17 protein-coding genes are annotated in these 15,057 nt (G+C 60.2%); all 17 read left to right on the top strand.

All coding sequences use genetic code 11. The features are described from left to right. Positions 1–14: 14 nt before the first annotated feature. The 17 genes from fliF to flhB all read left to right on the top strand — a co-directional run bounded on the left by fliF (position 15) and on the right by flhB (position 15,009). Positions 15–1,793 (top strand): flagellar basal-body MS-ring/collar protein FliF, encoded by a 1,779-nt coding sequence (gene fliF, locus UIA24_RS15480; RefSeq protein ID WP_330523228.1) that lies wholly within the window; start codon positions 15–17, stop codon positions 1,791–1,793. After that, positions 1,786–2,805 (top strand): flagellar motor switch protein FliG, encoded by a 1,020-nt coding sequence (gene fliG, locus UIA24_RS15485; RefSeq protein ID WP_065759987.1) that lies wholly within the window; start codon positions 1,786–1,788, stop codon positions 2,803–2,805. Before fliF ends, fliG begins: the two co-directional genes overlap by 8 nt. Positions 2,806–2,940: 135 nt before the next feature. Further along, positions 2,941–3,702 carry a flagellar assembly protein FliH gene (gene fliH, locus UIA24_RS15490; protein WP_330523229.1) on the top strand — a complete coding sequence of 254 codons (762 nt, stop codon included), beginning with the start codon at positions 2,941–2,943 and terminating at the stop codon, positions 3,700–3,702. Beyond that, entirely contained in the window at positions 3,692–5,050 is a 1,359-nt protein-coding gene (fliI, locus tag UIA24_RS15495; protein ID WP_099773922.1) for a flagellar protein export ATPase FliI, read from the top strand. The genes fliH and fliI overlap by 11 nt, the downstream gene beginning before the upstream one ends. 6 nt (positions 5,051–5,056) lie before the next feature. Continuing rightward, positions 5,057–5,509, top strand: a complete 453-nt coding sequence (fliJ, locus tag UIA24_RS15500; RefSeq protein WP_099773923.1) for a flagellar export protein FliJ — start codon at positions 5,057–5,059, stop codon at positions 5,507–5,509. A gap of 88 nt (positions 5,510–5,597) precedes the next feature. Next, entirely contained in the window at positions 5,598–5,900 is a 303-nt protein-coding gene (locus tag UIA24_RS15505; RefSeq protein WP_099773924.1) for an STAS domain-containing protein, read from the top strand. A gap of 8 nt (positions 5,901–5,908) precedes the next feature. Continuing rightward, complete coding sequence (locus UIA24_RS15510; protein ID WP_330523230.1) at positions 5,909–7,612, top strand: ATP-binding SpoIIE family protein phosphatase; 1,704 nt, start codon at positions 5,909–5,911, stop codon at positions 7,610–7,612. A 25-nt stretch (positions 7,613–7,637) separates the two neighbouring features. Continuing rightward, entirely contained in the window at positions 7,638–7,985 is a 348-nt protein-coding gene (locus tag UIA24_RS15515; RefSeq protein WP_099773926.1) for an Hpt domain-containing protein, read from the top strand. Positions 7,986–8,082: 97 nt separating this feature from the next. Then, positions 8,083–9,450 carry a flagellar hook-length control protein FliK gene (locus tag UIA24_RS15520; protein ID WP_330523231.1) on the top strand — a complete coding sequence of 456 codons (1,368 nt, stop codon included), beginning with the start codon at positions 8,083–8,085 and terminating at the stop codon, positions 9,448–9,450. Positions 9,451–9,614: 164 nt separating this feature from the next. Then, positions 9,615–10,112, top strand: a complete 498-nt coding sequence (gene fliL, locus UIA24_RS15525; RefSeq protein WP_065759995.1) for a flagellar basal body-associated protein FliL — start codon at positions 9,615–9,617, stop codon at positions 10,110–10,112. 9 nt (positions 10,113–10,121) lie between these two features. Further along, positions 10,122–11,090 (top strand): flagellar motor switch protein FliM, encoded by a 969-nt coding sequence (gene fliM, locus UIA24_RS15530; RefSeq protein WP_065759996.1) that lies wholly within the window; start codon positions 10,122–10,124, stop codon positions 11,088–11,090. Positions 11,091–11,138: 48 nt separating this feature from the next. Beyond that, positions 11,139–11,603: a flagellar motor switch protein FliN gene (gene fliN / locus UIA24_RS15535; RefSeq protein ID WP_065759997.1), complete on the top strand. Its 465-nt coding sequence runs from the start codon at positions 11,139–11,141 to the stop codon at positions 11,601–11,603. Further along, positions 11,604–12,053, top strand: a complete 450-nt coding sequence (gene fliO / locus UIA24_RS15540) for a flagellar biosynthetic protein FliO (protein ID WP_330523232.1) — start codon at positions 11,604–11,606, stop codon at positions 12,051–12,053. Further along, entirely contained in the window at positions 12,053–12,805 is a 753-nt protein-coding gene (fliP, locus tag UIA24_RS15545) for a flagellar type III secretion system pore protein FliP (protein WP_065759999.1), read from the top strand. Before fliO ends, fliP begins: the two co-directional genes overlap by 1 nt. An 11-nt stretch (positions 12,806–12,816) precedes the next feature. After that, the gene (fliQ, locus tag UIA24_RS15550) at positions 12,817–13,086 is read left to right on the top strand and encodes a flagellar biosynthesis protein FliQ (protein ID WP_065760000.1); all 270 of its coding nucleotides are present in this window, start codon (positions 12,817–12,819) and stop codon (positions 13,084–13,086) included. Between the two features lie 7 nt (positions 13,087–13,093). Then, the gene (gene fliR / locus UIA24_RS15555; RefSeq protein WP_065760001.1) at positions 13,094–13,870 is read left to right on the top strand and encodes a flagellar biosynthetic protein FliR; all 777 of its coding nucleotides are present in this window, start codon (positions 13,094–13,096) and stop codon (positions 13,868–13,870) included. A 2-nt stretch (positions 13,871–13,872) separates the two neighbouring features. Beyond that, the gene (flhB, locus tag UIA24_RS15560; protein WP_102052417.1) at positions 13,873–15,009 is read left to right on the top strand and encodes a flagellar biosynthesis protein FlhB; all 1,137 of its coding nucleotides are present in this window, start codon (positions 13,873–13,875) and stop codon (positions 15,007–15,009) included. Positions 15,010–15,057 lie beyond the last annotated feature (48 nt).

Below are 15,057 nucleotides of genomic sequence, written 5' to 3' on the forward strand. Positions count from 1 at the left end.
GGCGAGATTGAGTCATGGCCGAAGCAGTCGTCGATAACGTGCCAGCCAACAGCAGGCCACCAGCACCCAAGCCGCCCCTGTTCGGCTTGTCGTTTCTGGAAAATATTTCGCAGATGCCGGTATTGCGTCAGGTCGGCTTGCTGGTCGGCCTTGCCGCGAGCGTTGCGATTGGCTTTGCCGTGGTGCTCTGGTCGCAGCAGCCCGACTACCGTCCGCTGTATGGCAGCCTCACCGGCATGGACACCAAGCAGGTCATGGAAACACTGGCCGCTGCTGACATTCCGTACAACGTCGAGCCCAATTCGGGCGCATTGCTGGTCAAGGCCGAAGACATTTCCCGTGCCCGGATGAAACTGGCTGCTGCGGGCGTAGCCCCGAGCGATGGCAATGTCGGTTTCGAAATTCTCGACAAGGAACAAGGGCTGGGGACCAGCCAGTTCATGGAAGCGACCCGCTACCGTCGCGGCTTGGAAGGTGAGCTGGCACGGACCATTTCCAGCCTGAGCAACGTCAAGGGTGCGCGGGTCCATCTGGCCATCCCGAAAAGCTCGGTGTTCGTGCGCGATGAGCGCAAGCCCAGTGCCTCGATTCTGGTTGATTTGTACCCTGGGCGTGGCCTGGAGCCTGGCCAGGTGATGGCCATTATCAACTTGGTAGCAACCAGCGTACCGGAGCTGGAAAAGTCTCAGGTCACCGTGGTTGACCAGAAGGGCAACCTGCTCTCCGATCAGGTGCAGAACTCTGAACTGACCATGGCCGGCAAGCAGTTCGATTACAGCCGCCGCATGGAAAGCATGCTGACCCAGCGCGTACACAACATCCTGAACCCGGTGCTGGGCAATGACCGCTACAAGGCTGAAGTGTCCACCGACGTCGACTTCAGTGCTGTCGAGTCGACCTCCGAGCAGTTCAATCCGGACCAGCCCGCCCTGCGCAGCGAGCAGTCGGTCAACGAACAGCGCTCCAGCAGCATGGGGCCGCAAGGCGTACCTGGGGCGCTGAGCAACCAGCCGCCCGGCCCGGCCTCTGCGCCACAGCAGACCGGCCAGGCACAGGCCGCCGCTGGCATGATTCAACCAGGGCAGCCGCTGCTTGATGCCAACGGCCAGCAGGTCATGGACCCTGCAACCGGTCAGCCGATGCTCGCGCCTTACCCGGCAGACAAGCGTCAGCAGTCCACCAAGAACTTTGAGCTGGACCGCTCCATCAGCCATACCCGTCAGCAGCAGGGGCGTCTGACGCGCCTGTCGGTAGCCGTGGTGGTCGATGATCAGGTCAAGCTCGATCCTGCCACCGGCGAAGCCACGCGCACGCCTTGGGGTGCCGAAGATTTGGCGCGCTTTACCCGACTGGTCCAGGACGCGGTGGGCTTTGATGCCAGCCGTGGTGACAGCGTCAGTGTGATCAACGTGCCGTTCGCTGCCGACCGTGGTGAAGAAGTCGTCGATATTCCGTTTTACTCACAGCCCTGGTTCTGGGACATCGTCAAGCAGGTGCTCGGCGTGCTCTTTATCCTGGTGCTGGTATTTGGTGTGTTGCGCCCTGTGCTCAACAACATCACCGGTAATGGCAAGCAAGCCGCTGGCGATAGCGACATGGAACTGGGCGGTATGATCGGTCTGGATGGCGAACTGGCCAATGACCGGGTAACCCTTGGCGGTCCGCAAAGCATTCTCTTGCCGAGCCCGAGCGAGGGCTATGATGCTCAGCTCAATGCAATCAAGAGCCTGGTGGCCGAAGACCCGGGTCGCGTGGCCCAGGTCGTGAAAGAGTGGATCAACGCCGATGAGTGATAACAGAGCGGTTACCGCCAAACTGACCCGTGTCGACAAGGCCGCTATTCTGCTGTTGTCATTGGGTGAGACTGACGCAGCGCAAGTGTTGCGGCACATGGGCCCCAAAGAGGTCCAGCGGGTCGGTGTGGCCATGGCGCAAATGGGCAACGTGCACCGCGAGCAAGTCGAGCAGGTGATGAGCGAGTTCGTCGAGATCGTCGGCGACCAGACCAGCCTCGGCGTCGGCTCCGACGGCTACATTCGCAAGATGCTCACCCAGGCGTTGGGCGAAGACAAGGCCAACGGCCTGATCGACCGCATTCTGCTGGGCGGCAACACCAGTGGCCTGGACAGCCTGAAGTGGATGGAGCCGCGTGCGGTAGCCGATGTGATCCGTTACGAGCACCCGCAGATTCAAGCCATTGTCGTGGCCTACCTTGACCCTGATCAGGCTGGCGAGGTGCTGAGCAACTTCGACCACAAGGTGCGCCTGGACATCATCTTGCGCGTATCGTCACTGAATACGGTTCAGCCAGCGGCGCTCAAGGAACTGAACCAGATCCTCGAGAAGCAGTTCTCGGGCAACTCCAATGCTGCCCGGACAACGCTGGGTGGTATCAAGCGTGCTGCGGACATCATGAACTTCCTCGACAGCTCCGTCGAAGGCCAGCTCATGGACGCGATCCGCGATGTGGATGGCGACCTGTCCGAGCAGATCGAAGACCTCATGTTCGTCTTCAACAACCTTGCCGACGTCGACGACCGTGGTATCCAGGCGCTGCTGCGCGAAGTGTCCTCCGACGTGCTGGTGGTTTCGCTCAAAGGTGCTGATGAGCGGGTCAAGGACAAGGTCTTCAAGAACATGTCCAAACGTGCCTCGGAGCTGCTGCGTGACGACCTTGAGGCCAAGGGGCCGGTTCGCGTCAGCGATGTCGAAGCGGCACAGAAGGAAATCCTCACCATTGCCCGACGCATGGCCGAAGCCGGAGAGATCGTGCTTGGCGGCAAAGGCGCCGAGGAAATGATCTAACGACCCGCACGCTGGTGTCGGCCTTTTTCGGGCCGGCGCCAGCGGTGGGATCAATGCGATGCCGGTAGGTGCGCGGTGTCTGCATCGCTGGCACGCCAGTGCCGATACGGTGCTTTATTTTGAGCGCGTGGAATCATGTCGACCAACGAGCATTTAACTGAACTGATTCGCGCTGGCGACCTGGAAGCATTCGATCGCTGGGCTTTACCTTCGTTCGACCCGGAGCCAGAACCCGAGCCCGAGCCGGAACCCGAGATCGTCGAAGACGAGATCGAGGAAGTGCCGCTGGAGGAGGTCCAGCCGCTGACCCTGGAGGAGTTGGAGAGCATCCGTCAGGAGGCTTACAACGAGGGGTTCGCTACCGGTGAGCGTGAAGGTTTTCACAGTACCCAGCTCAAGGTTCGGCAAGAAGCCGAAGTGGCCCTGGCCGCGAAGCTGGCCAGCCTTGAACAACTGATGAGCAACTTGCTTGAGCCGATTGCCGAGCAGGACGTCCAGATCGAAAAGTCCCTGGTGCACCTGGTTGCGCACATCACTCGGCAGGTCGTTGGTCGCGAGCTGCTCACCGACTCCAGTCAAATTACCCATGTATTGCGCGAAGCCCTGAAGCTGCTGCCGATGGGCGCGGAGAACATTCGTATTCACGTCAATCCGCAGGATTTCGAATTGGCCAAGGCGCTGCGCGAGCGCCACGAAGAAAATTGGCGCCTGCTTGAAGATGAAGCGCTGCTGCCAGGGGGGTGCCGCATCGAGACCGCCCAGAGCCGCATTGACGCGACCATGGAAACCCGTATCGAGAAGGCCTTGGCACAACTGTTCGATCAGTTGCACGATCAGAGCCTGCACCCGGCAGCGCCAGACCTGACCATCGAGTTGGACACCCCCGATGCGCCTTGACCGTACCAGCTTCGGCAAGCGCCTTGGCACCTATGCCGAGGCAATTGCCTTGCCGTCACAGCCGGTCGTCGAAGGGCGCTTGTTGCGCATGGTTGGCCTTACGCTGGAGGCCGAGGGCCTGCGTGCTGCCGTCGGCAGCCGGTGTGTGGTCATCAATGACGACAGCTATCACCCGGTGCAGGTTGAGGCCGAGGTCATGGGTTTTTCCGGCGGCAAGGTGTTTCTGATGCCGGTCGGCAGCGTGGCGGGTATTGCGCCAGGCGCGCGGGTGGTGCCGCTGGCTGAAAGCAGTCGTCTGCCGATGGGTATGAGCATGCTCGGGCGGGTGCTTGATGGGGCCGGTCGTGCGTTGGACGGCAAGGGCGGCATGCGGGCTGAGGATTGGGTGCCGATGGACGGCCCGACGATCAACCCGCTCAACCGCGACCCGATCAGCCAGCCTCTGGATGTCGGCATCCGCAGTATCAATGGCCTGCTCACGGTGGGTCGTGGCCAGCGTCTCGGGCTGTTCGCCGGTACCGGCGTGGGCAAGAGTGTGCTGCTGGGCATGATGACCCGCTTTACCGAAGCCGACATCATCGTTGTGGGGCTGATTGGTGAGCGGGGGCGTGAGGTCAAGGAGTTCATTGAGCACATCCTGGGTACTGAGGGGCTGAAGCGCTCTGTCGTCGTGGCCTCGCCTGCCGATGATGCACCGCTGATGCGCTTGCGGGCTGCCATGTACTGTACGCGTATCGCCGAGTATTTCCGCGACAAGGGCAAGAATGTCCTGTTGCTGATGGATTCGCTGACACGTTTTGCCCAGGCGCAGCGGGAAATTGCCCTGGCCATTGGCGAGCCTCCGGCGACCAAGGGTTATCCGCCCTCGGTGTTTGCCAAACTGCCTAAATTGGTGGAGCGCGCCGGTAATGGCGAGGCTGGTGGTGGCTCGATTACTGCGTTCTATACCGTGTTGTCCGAAGGTGACGATCAGCAAGACCCGATTGCGGATTCGGCGCGGGGTGTACTCGACGGCCACATCGTGCTGTCGCGGCGGCTGGCTGAAGAAGGGCATTACCCGGCCATTGATATCGAGGCCTCCATCAGTCGCGTGATGCCGCAGGTGGTCAGTCCTGAGCACATGGGGCAGGCCCAGCAGTTCAAGCAGTTATGGTCACGCCTTTCGCAAAGCCGCGACCTGATCAGTGTCGGCGCCTACGTTGCCGGGGGCGACCGCGAGACCGACCTGGCGATTTCGCTGCAACCGAAGTTGGTGCACTTCCTGCGCCAGGGGTTGAACGACAACGTCAGCCTCGCTGCGAGCGGCGAACAGTTGGCCAGTGTGTTCGCGCCTGTCGCTCCGGGCTGATAGATCATGGCCCAGCCCAGTCGAGCGGCGCGTCTTGCGCCCGTGGTGGAAATGGCCGAGAACAATGAGCGGCAAGCGGCTCAGCGACTCGGTCAGTTTCAGCAGCAGGTGAACATGGCACAGGCCAAGCTTGCCGAACTCGATCGTTTTCGCGAAGAGTATCAGCAGCAGTGGCTGCAGCGCGGCGGGCAGGGGGTCACGGGTAACTGGTTGATGGGTTACCAGCGTTTTCTTAGTCAGCTGGACACGGCCATGGCCCAGCAGCATCAGAGCCTCACCTGGCACAAAAGCAACCTGAACAACGCCCGCGCTACCTGGCAGCAGGCCTATGCGCGGGTTGAAGGGTTGCGCAAGCTGGTGCAGCGCTACATAGACGAAGCGCGGATGGTTGAGGACAAGCGCGAGCAGAAATTGCTCGACGAATTGTCCCAGCGCCTGCCTCGACATGATCGTTACTGATCTTTGACCGCGGTTCGGGTTGCCGTTGTGGGGGGAGGCTGCTACACCTTCTTGTGTCTGCAATTGCCATCATCGAAGGAATCGCAAAATGGCTGTGGAATCCGAGCTCTCCCAGGACGGGAAATTGACCATTCGCGTTAAAGGTCGGTTTGACTTCGGCAGGCATAGGGAATTTCGAGAGGCATACGAGCACCTAAACTCCGCTCCGCGCACTGTCGTGGTCGACCTCAAGGAGGCGACCTATCTCGACAGTTCTGCGCTGGGGATGTTGTTGCTGCTGCGCGACCATGTGGGTGGGGACGAATCCCGGGTCAGCATGGTCAATACCAGTTCGGATGTGCGCAAGATCCTGGCGATTTCCAACTTTGACAAGCTGTTCGACATCAGTTGAGCGTTAGTATGCCAAGCCAGGATATCTTGACGGTGCTGATCGCCGAAGACAGTGCGACTGATCGGTTGCTGCTGGCCACTATTGTTCGCAAGCAAGGGCATCAGGTATTGATGGCCGAAGACGGCGAGCAGGCGGTGGCTGTGTTTGCTGCGCAGCGACCGCACCTGGTACTGCTCGACGCGTTGATGCCGGTCATGGATGGTTTTGAGGCGGCGCGCAGGATCAAGCTTCTGGCCGGCGAAACCTTGGTACCTATCATTTTCCTGACCTCGCTAAGTGAAGAACAGGCGCTGGTGCGTTGCCTGGAGGCGGGTGGGGATGACTTTCTGGCCAAGCCGTATAGCCAGGTGATTCTGGCGGCCAAGATCAAAGCCATGGAGCGCACGCGTCGTTTGCAGGCAACGGTGCTTGAGCAGCGAGACCAGCTTGCCCATCATCACCGTCACTTGCTCAATGAGCAGCGGGTAGCGAAGGCCGTATTCGATAAGGTGGCGCATGCCGGCTGCCTTGGCTCGCCGAACATCCGCTTCCTGCAATCCCCTTATGCGCTGTTCAATGGCGACTTGATGCTGGCTGCCTTTACGCCGTCTGGGGATATGCATGTGCTGCTGGGTGATTTCACGGGCCATGGCTTGCCTGCCGCCGTAGGCGCCATGCCCTTGGCGGAAGTGTTCTACGGCATGACGGCCAAGGGCTACGGCCTGGCGGAAACCTTGCGTGAGATGAATGCCAAGCTCAAGCGCATCTTGCCGGTGGACATGTTCTGCTGTGCCGTGCTGCTCAATATGAGTTTTCAGCGGCGTACGGTGGAGGTCTGGAACGGCGGGATGCCTGATGCCTACCTGCTGCGGGTCGGTGGCGGTGAGCCGTTGCCGCTGGTGTCGCATTTTCTGCCGCTGGGTGTTCTGCCGCCTGAGCAGTTCGATGAGCATACGCAGGTACTGCCCATGACGGTGGGTGATCGCCTGTTTCTACTCAGTGATGGGGTTGTTGATACCCGTGATGAGAATGAGCAGTTGTTCGGTGTCGAGCGCTTGCGTGAGGTGCTCATTGCCAATCGGGTGCCGGAGCAGTTGTTTGACGATATCCAGATGGCGTTGGCACGTTTTGGTGGGCATCCACGTGATGACGTCAGCATGATGGACCTGTGCATGGTCGAGCATCACGCGCTGTCGCTGCCGCCGCTGGCGTACACCGACAGCGGGCAGTCCAGCCCGTTGGACTGGTCGCTCAATCTCGAATTTCGTGCCGAAAGCCTCAAGCGCTTCAACCCGCTGCCTTTCCTGTTGCACCTGCTGCAGGAAATTCACGGTTTGCGCGCCCAGAGTAGCGAGCTGCACAGTGTGCTCAGCGAGTTGTACTCCAATGCGCTGGAGCACGGCGTGCTGGCGCTTGATTCAAGGCTCAAGCGCGATGCCTGTGGGTTTACCGAGTACTACCGCGAGCGAAACAGACGTCTACAGGCCTTGCAGGAAGGCTGCATCCGCTTGCGTCTGCAGGTAGAGCCGGCCGCCTCGGGCGGGCGGCTGACCATCGAGGTCGAAGACAGCGGTGCGGGCTTCGATGTCGAGCGCGTCCTTGGCTGTTCGCAGGGCGGGCATGGGTTTTATGGCCGGGGCCTGAGCTTGATACGTGGTTTGAGCCAGCAAGCGCAATGGTTTGATGGCGGGCGTCGTGCGTGCGTAGTGTTCGCTTGGGTGTCTGAGGCATAATCAAGCTTGATCAAGGAGTGAGCGAGTGTCTGACAATCATATTGATCGCAAGGTACTGAGCGATTTGCAGGAAGTCATGGAAGATGGCTACTTGTACTTGCTCGAGACTTTTCTCTCGGACTCCGAGACGCGCCTCAGCCAGCTCCATGAGGCCAAGAACGCCGAGGAGTTGGGGATGGCTGCCCATAGCTTCAAAGGCAGTACCAGCAATATGGGGGCAGTGGCGCTGGCCGAGCTGTGCCGGCAGCTTGAAGAACGGGTCAAGCAGCGCCCGCTCTACGGCATCGAGGACCTCATCAATCGCATTGATCGTGAGTATGCCGCGGTTCGTCAGCTCTATTGCGCGGAGCGACAACGGGTTCAGATTGGGTGATGTGTGTGGCTGGCGTTGAGTGTTGCTACGTCCTGGCGTGACTTTTGCAGCGTCTTTTCCATTCCTGTATCAGACACGCTGCCGCGGAGACTCTTTCATGCCTGTCGCCACAAACCCATTGCTGCAATCGGGCTCCGTCGCCAATTCATCGCGCGCATCAGGTGCGTCATCGGACAAGTCGCAGCAGGCGCTTGGCGACAAGGCTTCAGGCTTCTCCCAAGTGCTTTCGCAGTCCAAGGATAAAGTCGCGGGCGGGCCTTCCTTTGACAAGCCGTTCGCGCCAGCCAACACCGTCAGCAGTGGCAATTCCAAGGTGGACGGGCAGCAGAAAGTTGCCGGTAGCGGCAAAAGCTTGCCTGCCGATAACGCGAGTAAAAAAGAGGTTCAGGGCCAGGATGACGCACAGGTTGCCGACACGGCGCTGGCGCAAGATGCTGTAGCTACAGAGGATTCAGCCGATCAGGCCGACCCGCAGTTGCTTGATCCGAGCCTGGTTGCCGGCCAGGTTACTGATGCCCAGCCAGGGGCGCAATTGATTCAGGCTCAGGCCGAGGCGGTGGCGCCAGTGGTGCAGGCTGCGCAGCTTCAAGCGCAGGTGCAGGCGCCCGCCAGCGATAGCGCTCCACAAGAGCCGCCTTTCGATCCCGATGTCGATCCGCTTGCTGATTTGCCAACGCTGCGCCTGGCGTTGGAGCAGAGTGCTCAGGCCCAGGGAACCACATCGGTGAATGCCGCGCCAACGGGCAAGTCTGCTCAACCACAGCCAGAAGCGACGCCGGGGCAGTCTGCCGTCAATACACTGGCGGCTACCGTCGACAAGCCGGGTGCTGAGGCGGAGCAGGGCGAGCCGGGAGAGAAAGCCTTTGGCGCGCTGATGGATGATGGCCTGAAAGATCTCAAGGGGGCTGCCAGTGACACGCGTGTCGATAACTTTGCCGAGCGCTTGAGCGCCTTGACCCAGGCGGCAACCGCCAAGACCGCGAATGCCGTGCCGGTTCCGGCCGCGCCCCTTAATCAGCCGCTGGCGATGAACCAGAGCGGCTGGACTGAAGGGTTGGTCAACCGCGTCATGTACCTGTCCAGCCAGAACCTGAAGTCGGCCGATATTCAGCTTCAGCCTGCTGAACTGGGGCGCCTCGATATTCGCGTCAACCTGGCGGCGGACCAGCCAGCCCAGATCACCTTCGTCAGTGGTCATGTGGTGGTTCGTGATGCGCTGGAAGGGCAGGTTCATCGTCTGCGTGAGTTGTTTGCCCAGCAAGGCCTGGCGCAACCGGATGTCAACGTTTCCGATCAGTCGCGCGGCCAGCAGCAGGGTGCTCAAGAAGGCCCGCGCCTGAGCGGCGTTGCCGGGCGACGCGGTGAGGCGGGTGATGCCGCAGAGCAGGCGGAGGCTGATGCTGGCGTCAAGGCTGTCGAGCGCCAGGTAGTGATCGGTTCCAGTGCAGTAGATTATTACGCTTGATGTGAGCCGCGGCGCCTCGCGTAAAGCCCCTGCAGGCGCCGGCCCTCCAGGGGCGATCTTGCCAGCGCGCCATGGATTCCATCGCCTGTTCCGGGAAACTGGCATAACACTTGCTGAACCCTCGCCATCTGAGTGAAATCTCGTGTGAGTGACGGATTATTGGCATGGCGAAGAACGACGCAGTGAAAGACCCCGCCTCGAAAGGCAAACTCAAACTGATCCTGTTGTTGGTGCTGGCATTGCTCCTGGCGATTGGTCTGTCCGTGGGGGCAACCTGGTTCTTCCTGCACAAGGCTGACAGCAAGCCTGAGGCAAGCCCTGCGCAGGCGACCAACGTCAAGCCGGCAGCGATCTACGAACCCCTGTCTCCTGCATTCGTAGTCAACTTCAACCAGAACGGTCGTCAGCGTTTCATGCAGGTGAGCATCACCATGCAGGGCCGTGACCAGGCTGCGCTGGATGCACTGAAAGTGCACATGCCGGTGATCCGCAACAACCTGGTCATGCTGTTCTCGGGCCAGGGCTTCGATACCCTGGCAACCCCGGTCGGTCAGGAAATGTTGCGCCAGAAGGCCACTGCCAGTGTTCAGGAAGTGGCGCAGAAGGAAGTTGGCAAACTGGTTGTTGACCAGTTGCTGTTCACCAATTTCGTATTGCAGTAGGAGCCCAAGATGGCCGTGCAGGACCTGCTGTCCCAGGATGAAATCGATGCCCTGTTACACGGTGTCGACGATGGTCTGGTGCAAACCGAAAGCGCCGCTGAGCCCGGTAGCGTCAAAAGTTATGACCTGACCAGCCAGGATCGGATCGTCCGCGGACGCATGCCGACCCTGGAAATGATCAACGAGCGTTTCGCCCGTTATACCCGTATCAGCATGTTCAACCTGTTGCGTCGCTCTGCCGACGTGGCGGTAGGCGGGGTTCAGGTGATGAAGTTCGGTGAGTACGTGCATTCGTTGTACGTGCCGACCAGCTTGAACCTGGTGAAGATCAAGCCGTTGCGCGGCACGTCACTGTTCATTCTTGATGCCAAGCTGGTATTCAAGCTGGTGGACAATTTCTTTGGTGGTGACGGCCGTCACGCCAAGATCGAAGGCCGTGAATTCACCCCGACCGAGCTGCGCGTGGTGCGCATGGTGCTGGACCAGGCCTTCGTCGACCTCAAGGAAGCCTGGCAGGCGATCATGCCGGTCAACTTCGAGTACATCAACTCGGAGGTCAACCCGGCCATGGCCAACATTGTCGGTCCGAGTGAGGCGGTGGTGGTCTCGACCTTCCACATTGAACTCGATGGCGGCGGTGGCGACCTGCATGTGACCATGCCGTACTCGATGATCGAGCCGGTTCGCGAGATGCTGGATGCCGGCTTCCAGTCTGACCTGGATGACCAGGATGAGCGTTGGGTCAAGGCCCTGCGCGAAGACGTACTGGACGTCAGCGTGCCGTTGAGCGCGACGGTAGCCCGGCGTCAGTTGCGCCTGCGCGACATCCTGCACATGCAGCCCGGTGACGTGATCCCTATCGAATTACCCGAAGAGCTGATTCTGCGGGCTAACGGCGTGCCGTCGTTCAAGGCCAAGCTGGGCTCGCACAAGGGCACCCTGGCCCTGCAGATAACCGATCCGATCGAGCGTCGCTAAGCGGCGCTGCTGGTTTACCCCCCGAATTGATTGCCCGTCGAGGACAAAATGGCTGACGAAAACGATATCACCTCCATGGAAGATCAGGCGCTGGCCGATGAGTGGGCCGCTGCCTTGAGTGAAACTGGCGAGGGCGGTCAGGCCGACATCGATGCCCTGATGTCCGGCGGTAGCACTACGCCTGCTTCGGGCCGCCTGCCGATGGAGGAATTTCCTTCCTCGCCACGCAGCAATGAACAGGTCAGCCTTGAAGGCCCGAACCTGGATGTGATCCTGGATATTCCGGTGAGCATCTCCATGGAAGTCGGCAGTACTGAAATCAACATCCGTAACCTGCTGCAACTCAACCAGGGTTCGGTGATCGAGCTTGATCGCCTGGCCGGAGAGCCGCTGGATGTGCTGGTTAACGGTACGCTGATTGCGCACGGTGAAGTGGTTGTGGTCAACGAGAAGTTCGGTATTCGTCTGACTGACGTGATCAGCCCGAGCGAACGTATCAAGAAGCTGCGCTAAGTGAAAAACACTCTGCTCAAGGGCCTGGCCGCGGCCGGCCTGTTCTGCGTCGACGTGGCCCTCGCGGCGCAGCCGGCGGCGACGGCGTCCGCGCCGGCTGCGCCGGGAAGTGTCGGTGGGCAGTTGGCGCAGTTGGTGCTGGGCTTGCTGTTGGTGGTGGGGTTGATCTTCTTTCTGGCCTGGCTGCTGCGCAGGGTGCAGCAGGCTGCGCCGCGAGGCGATCAGGTCATTGAGATCATCGGTACGCGGGCCTTGGGGCCGCGCGACCGCCTGCTGCTGGTCAAGGTAGGCAATGAGCAGATTTTGCTGGGGCACTCGCCTGGCACGATCGAAGCGTTGCATGTGTTGCGTGAGCCGGTCGAAGTGCCGTCGGGTGCGCGACAGGCTACACCGGAATTCGCTCAGCGCCTGATGGAGTTGCTGGGCAAGGATCAGAAGGACAAGACGTAATGGGCGCATTGCGCATGATGTTGACGCTGCTGCTGATGCTGGCGGCGCCGTTGGCCTTGGCTGCCGATCCGCTGTCGATCCCGGCCATTACCTTGTCCAATGGGGCGAATGGGCAGCAGGAATACTCCGTCAGCCTGCAGATCCTGTTGATCATGACGGCGCTGAGTTTCATCCCGGCGTTCGTCATCCTGATGACCAGTTTTACCCGGATCATCATCGTCTTCTCGATTTTGCGCCAGGCCCTGGGCTTGCAGCAGACTCCGTCGAACCAGATCCTCACCGGCATGGCGCTGTTCCTGACCATGTTCATCATGGCCCCGGTGTTCGACCGGGTGAATCGCGATGCGCTACAGCCTTACCTGAACGAGACGCTTACCGCGCAAGATGCGATTGCCAAGGCCGAAGTGCCGCTGAAGGATTTCATGCTGGCGCAAACTCGGCAGAGCGACCTTGATCTGTTCATGCGGCTGTCCAAGCGTACCGACATCGCAACGCCCGACCAGGCGCCGTTGACGATCCTGGTGCCCGCCTTTGTGACATCGGAACTGAAGACGGCGTTTCAAATCGGCTTCATGATCTTTATTCCGTTTCTGATCATCGACCTGGTGGTCGCCAGCGTACTGATGGCCATGGGTATGATGATGCTCTCGCCGTTGATCATCTCGTTGCCGTTCAAGATCATGCTCTTCGTGCTGGTGGACGGCTGGGCGCTTATCATTGGTACCCTGGCCGGCAGTTTCGGCGGCGTCTAGGAGAATCGCGCATGACCCCGGAAGTCGCTGTCGACCTGTTTCGCGATGCGCTGTGGCTGACCACGATGATGGTGGCGGTGCTGGTAGTGCCGAGCCTGCTGGTCGGTCTGGTGGTCGCGATGTTTCAGGCGGCCACCCAGATCAACGAACAGACCCTGAGCTTCTTGCCGCGGCTGTTGGTGATGCTGGTGACCCTGATCGTGGTGGGGCCGTGGTTGGTTCGCACGTTCATGGAGTACATCCTGTCGCTGTACGGCAGTATTCCGCAGCTGATCGGTTGAGTACGGCATGCTCGAGTTGACCGATGCGCAGATCAGCACGTGGGTGGCGTCGTTCATCCTGCCGCTGTTTCGTGTCGCTGCCGTACTGATGACCATGCCGATATTCGGTACCACCTTGTTGCCAGCGCGCATCCGGCTGTATTTCGCGGTGGCCATTACAGTGGTCATCGTGCCTGGCTTGCCGCCTCTGCCTGAGGTCAATCCCTTGAGCCTTAGTGGGCTGCTGCTGATTGCCGAACAGGTGATCATCGGTGCCCTGTTCGGTATGGCGCTGCAGCTGTTCTTCCAGGCCTTTGTGATTGCCGGGCAGATTGTTGCGATTCAGATGGGGATGGCGTTTGCCTCGATGGTCGATCCGGCCAACGGCGTCAATGTCGCGGTGGTCAGTCAGTTCCTGACGATGCTGGTGACCCTGTTGTTTCTATCGATGAATGGCCATCTGGTGGTTTTCGAGGTGCTCACCGAGAGTTTCACCACATTGCCAATTGGCAGCGGTCTGCTGGTCAATCATTTCTGGGACATGGCCGGGCGCCTGGGCTGGGTATTGGGCGCAGCACTGCTGCTGGTACTGCCGGCGATTACCGCACTGCTGGTGGTCAACATCGCCTTTGGCGTGATGACCCGCGCCGCGCCGCAGTTGAACATTTTTTCCATCGGTTTTCCCTTGACCCTGGTATTGGGGCTCGGGATTTTCTGGGTCGGTCTGGCCGACATTCTGTCCCATTACCAGTCATTGGCCTCCGAGGCGCTGCAATGGCTGCGTGAACTGGCGAGGGCGCGCTGAGCATGGCTGAGAGCGAGAGCGGTCAGGATAAAACAGAAGACCCCACCGACAAGCGCAAGAAGGACGCTCGTGAGAAGGGCGAGATTGCGCGCTCCAAAGAACTCAATACGGTTGCCGTAACCTTGGCGGGCGCGGGCGGGTTGCTGGTCTTCGGCGGTGCGTTGGCGGAAACGCTGATGGAGCTGATGCGGATCAATTTCACCTTGTCCCGCGAGGTGCTCATCGACGAGCGCTCCATGGGGATCTTTCTGTTGGCCTCGGGCAAGATGGCCATACTCGCCACTCAGCCGGTGTTGCTGGTGTTGCTGCTGGCGGCGATCATCGGGCCGATTTCCCTGGGCGGGTTTTTGTTTGCCGGCAGTAGCCTGGCACCGAAGTTCAGCCGAATGAACCCGATGTCGGGGATCAAGCGGATGTTCTCCATGCATGCGCTGACCGAGTTGCTCAAGGCGCTGGCCAAGTTCTTTGTGATCTTGCTGGTGGCCTTGGTGGTGCTGTCTTCAGATCGCGACGACCTGATTGCCATCGCGCACGAGCCGCTTGATCAGGCAGTCATCCATAGCGTTCAGGTGGTGGGCTGGAGTGCCTTGTGGATGGCGGCGGGTTTGCTGCTGATCGCCGCTGTGGACGCGCCTTTGCAGCTTTGGCAGGCACACAAGAAGCTGTTGATGACCAAGCAGGAAGTGCGTGACGAGTACAAGGACAGTGAAGGTCGCCCCGAGGTCAAACAGCGCATTCGACAGACCCAGCGTGAGATGTCGCAGCGCCGAATGATGGCGGCGATTCCCGAAGCCGATGTGGTCATCACCAACCCGACGCACTATGCCGTGGCACTCAAGTACGACCCTGATAAGGGCGGTGCGCCATTGCTACTGGCCAAGGGCACTGACTTCATTGCGCTGAAGATTCGTGAAATCGCGGGTGAGCACAAGATCCAGATTCTTGAGTCGGCGGCGTTGGCGCGTTCGATCTACTACTCCACCGAACTTGAGGAAGAAATCCCGGCGGGCCTCTACCTGGCGGTGGCCCAGGTACTGGCCTATGTCTTCCAGGTCCGCCAGTACCGTGCTGGCAAAGGCAAGGCGCCGGAACCCCTCAAGGACGTACCGATTCCGCCGGATTTGCGTCGGGACTCCTGATCCTCCCTGATGTGATGGCGTCCTGTGGCCAGCCGGCTTGCCTGCGAT

The sequence above is a fragment of the Pseudomonas sp. AL 58 genome (genome assembly GCF_036348395.1).
Lineage (GTDB): Bacteria > Pseudomonadota > Gammaproteobacteria > Pseudomonadales > Pseudomonadaceae > Aquipseudomonas > Aquipseudomonas defluvii.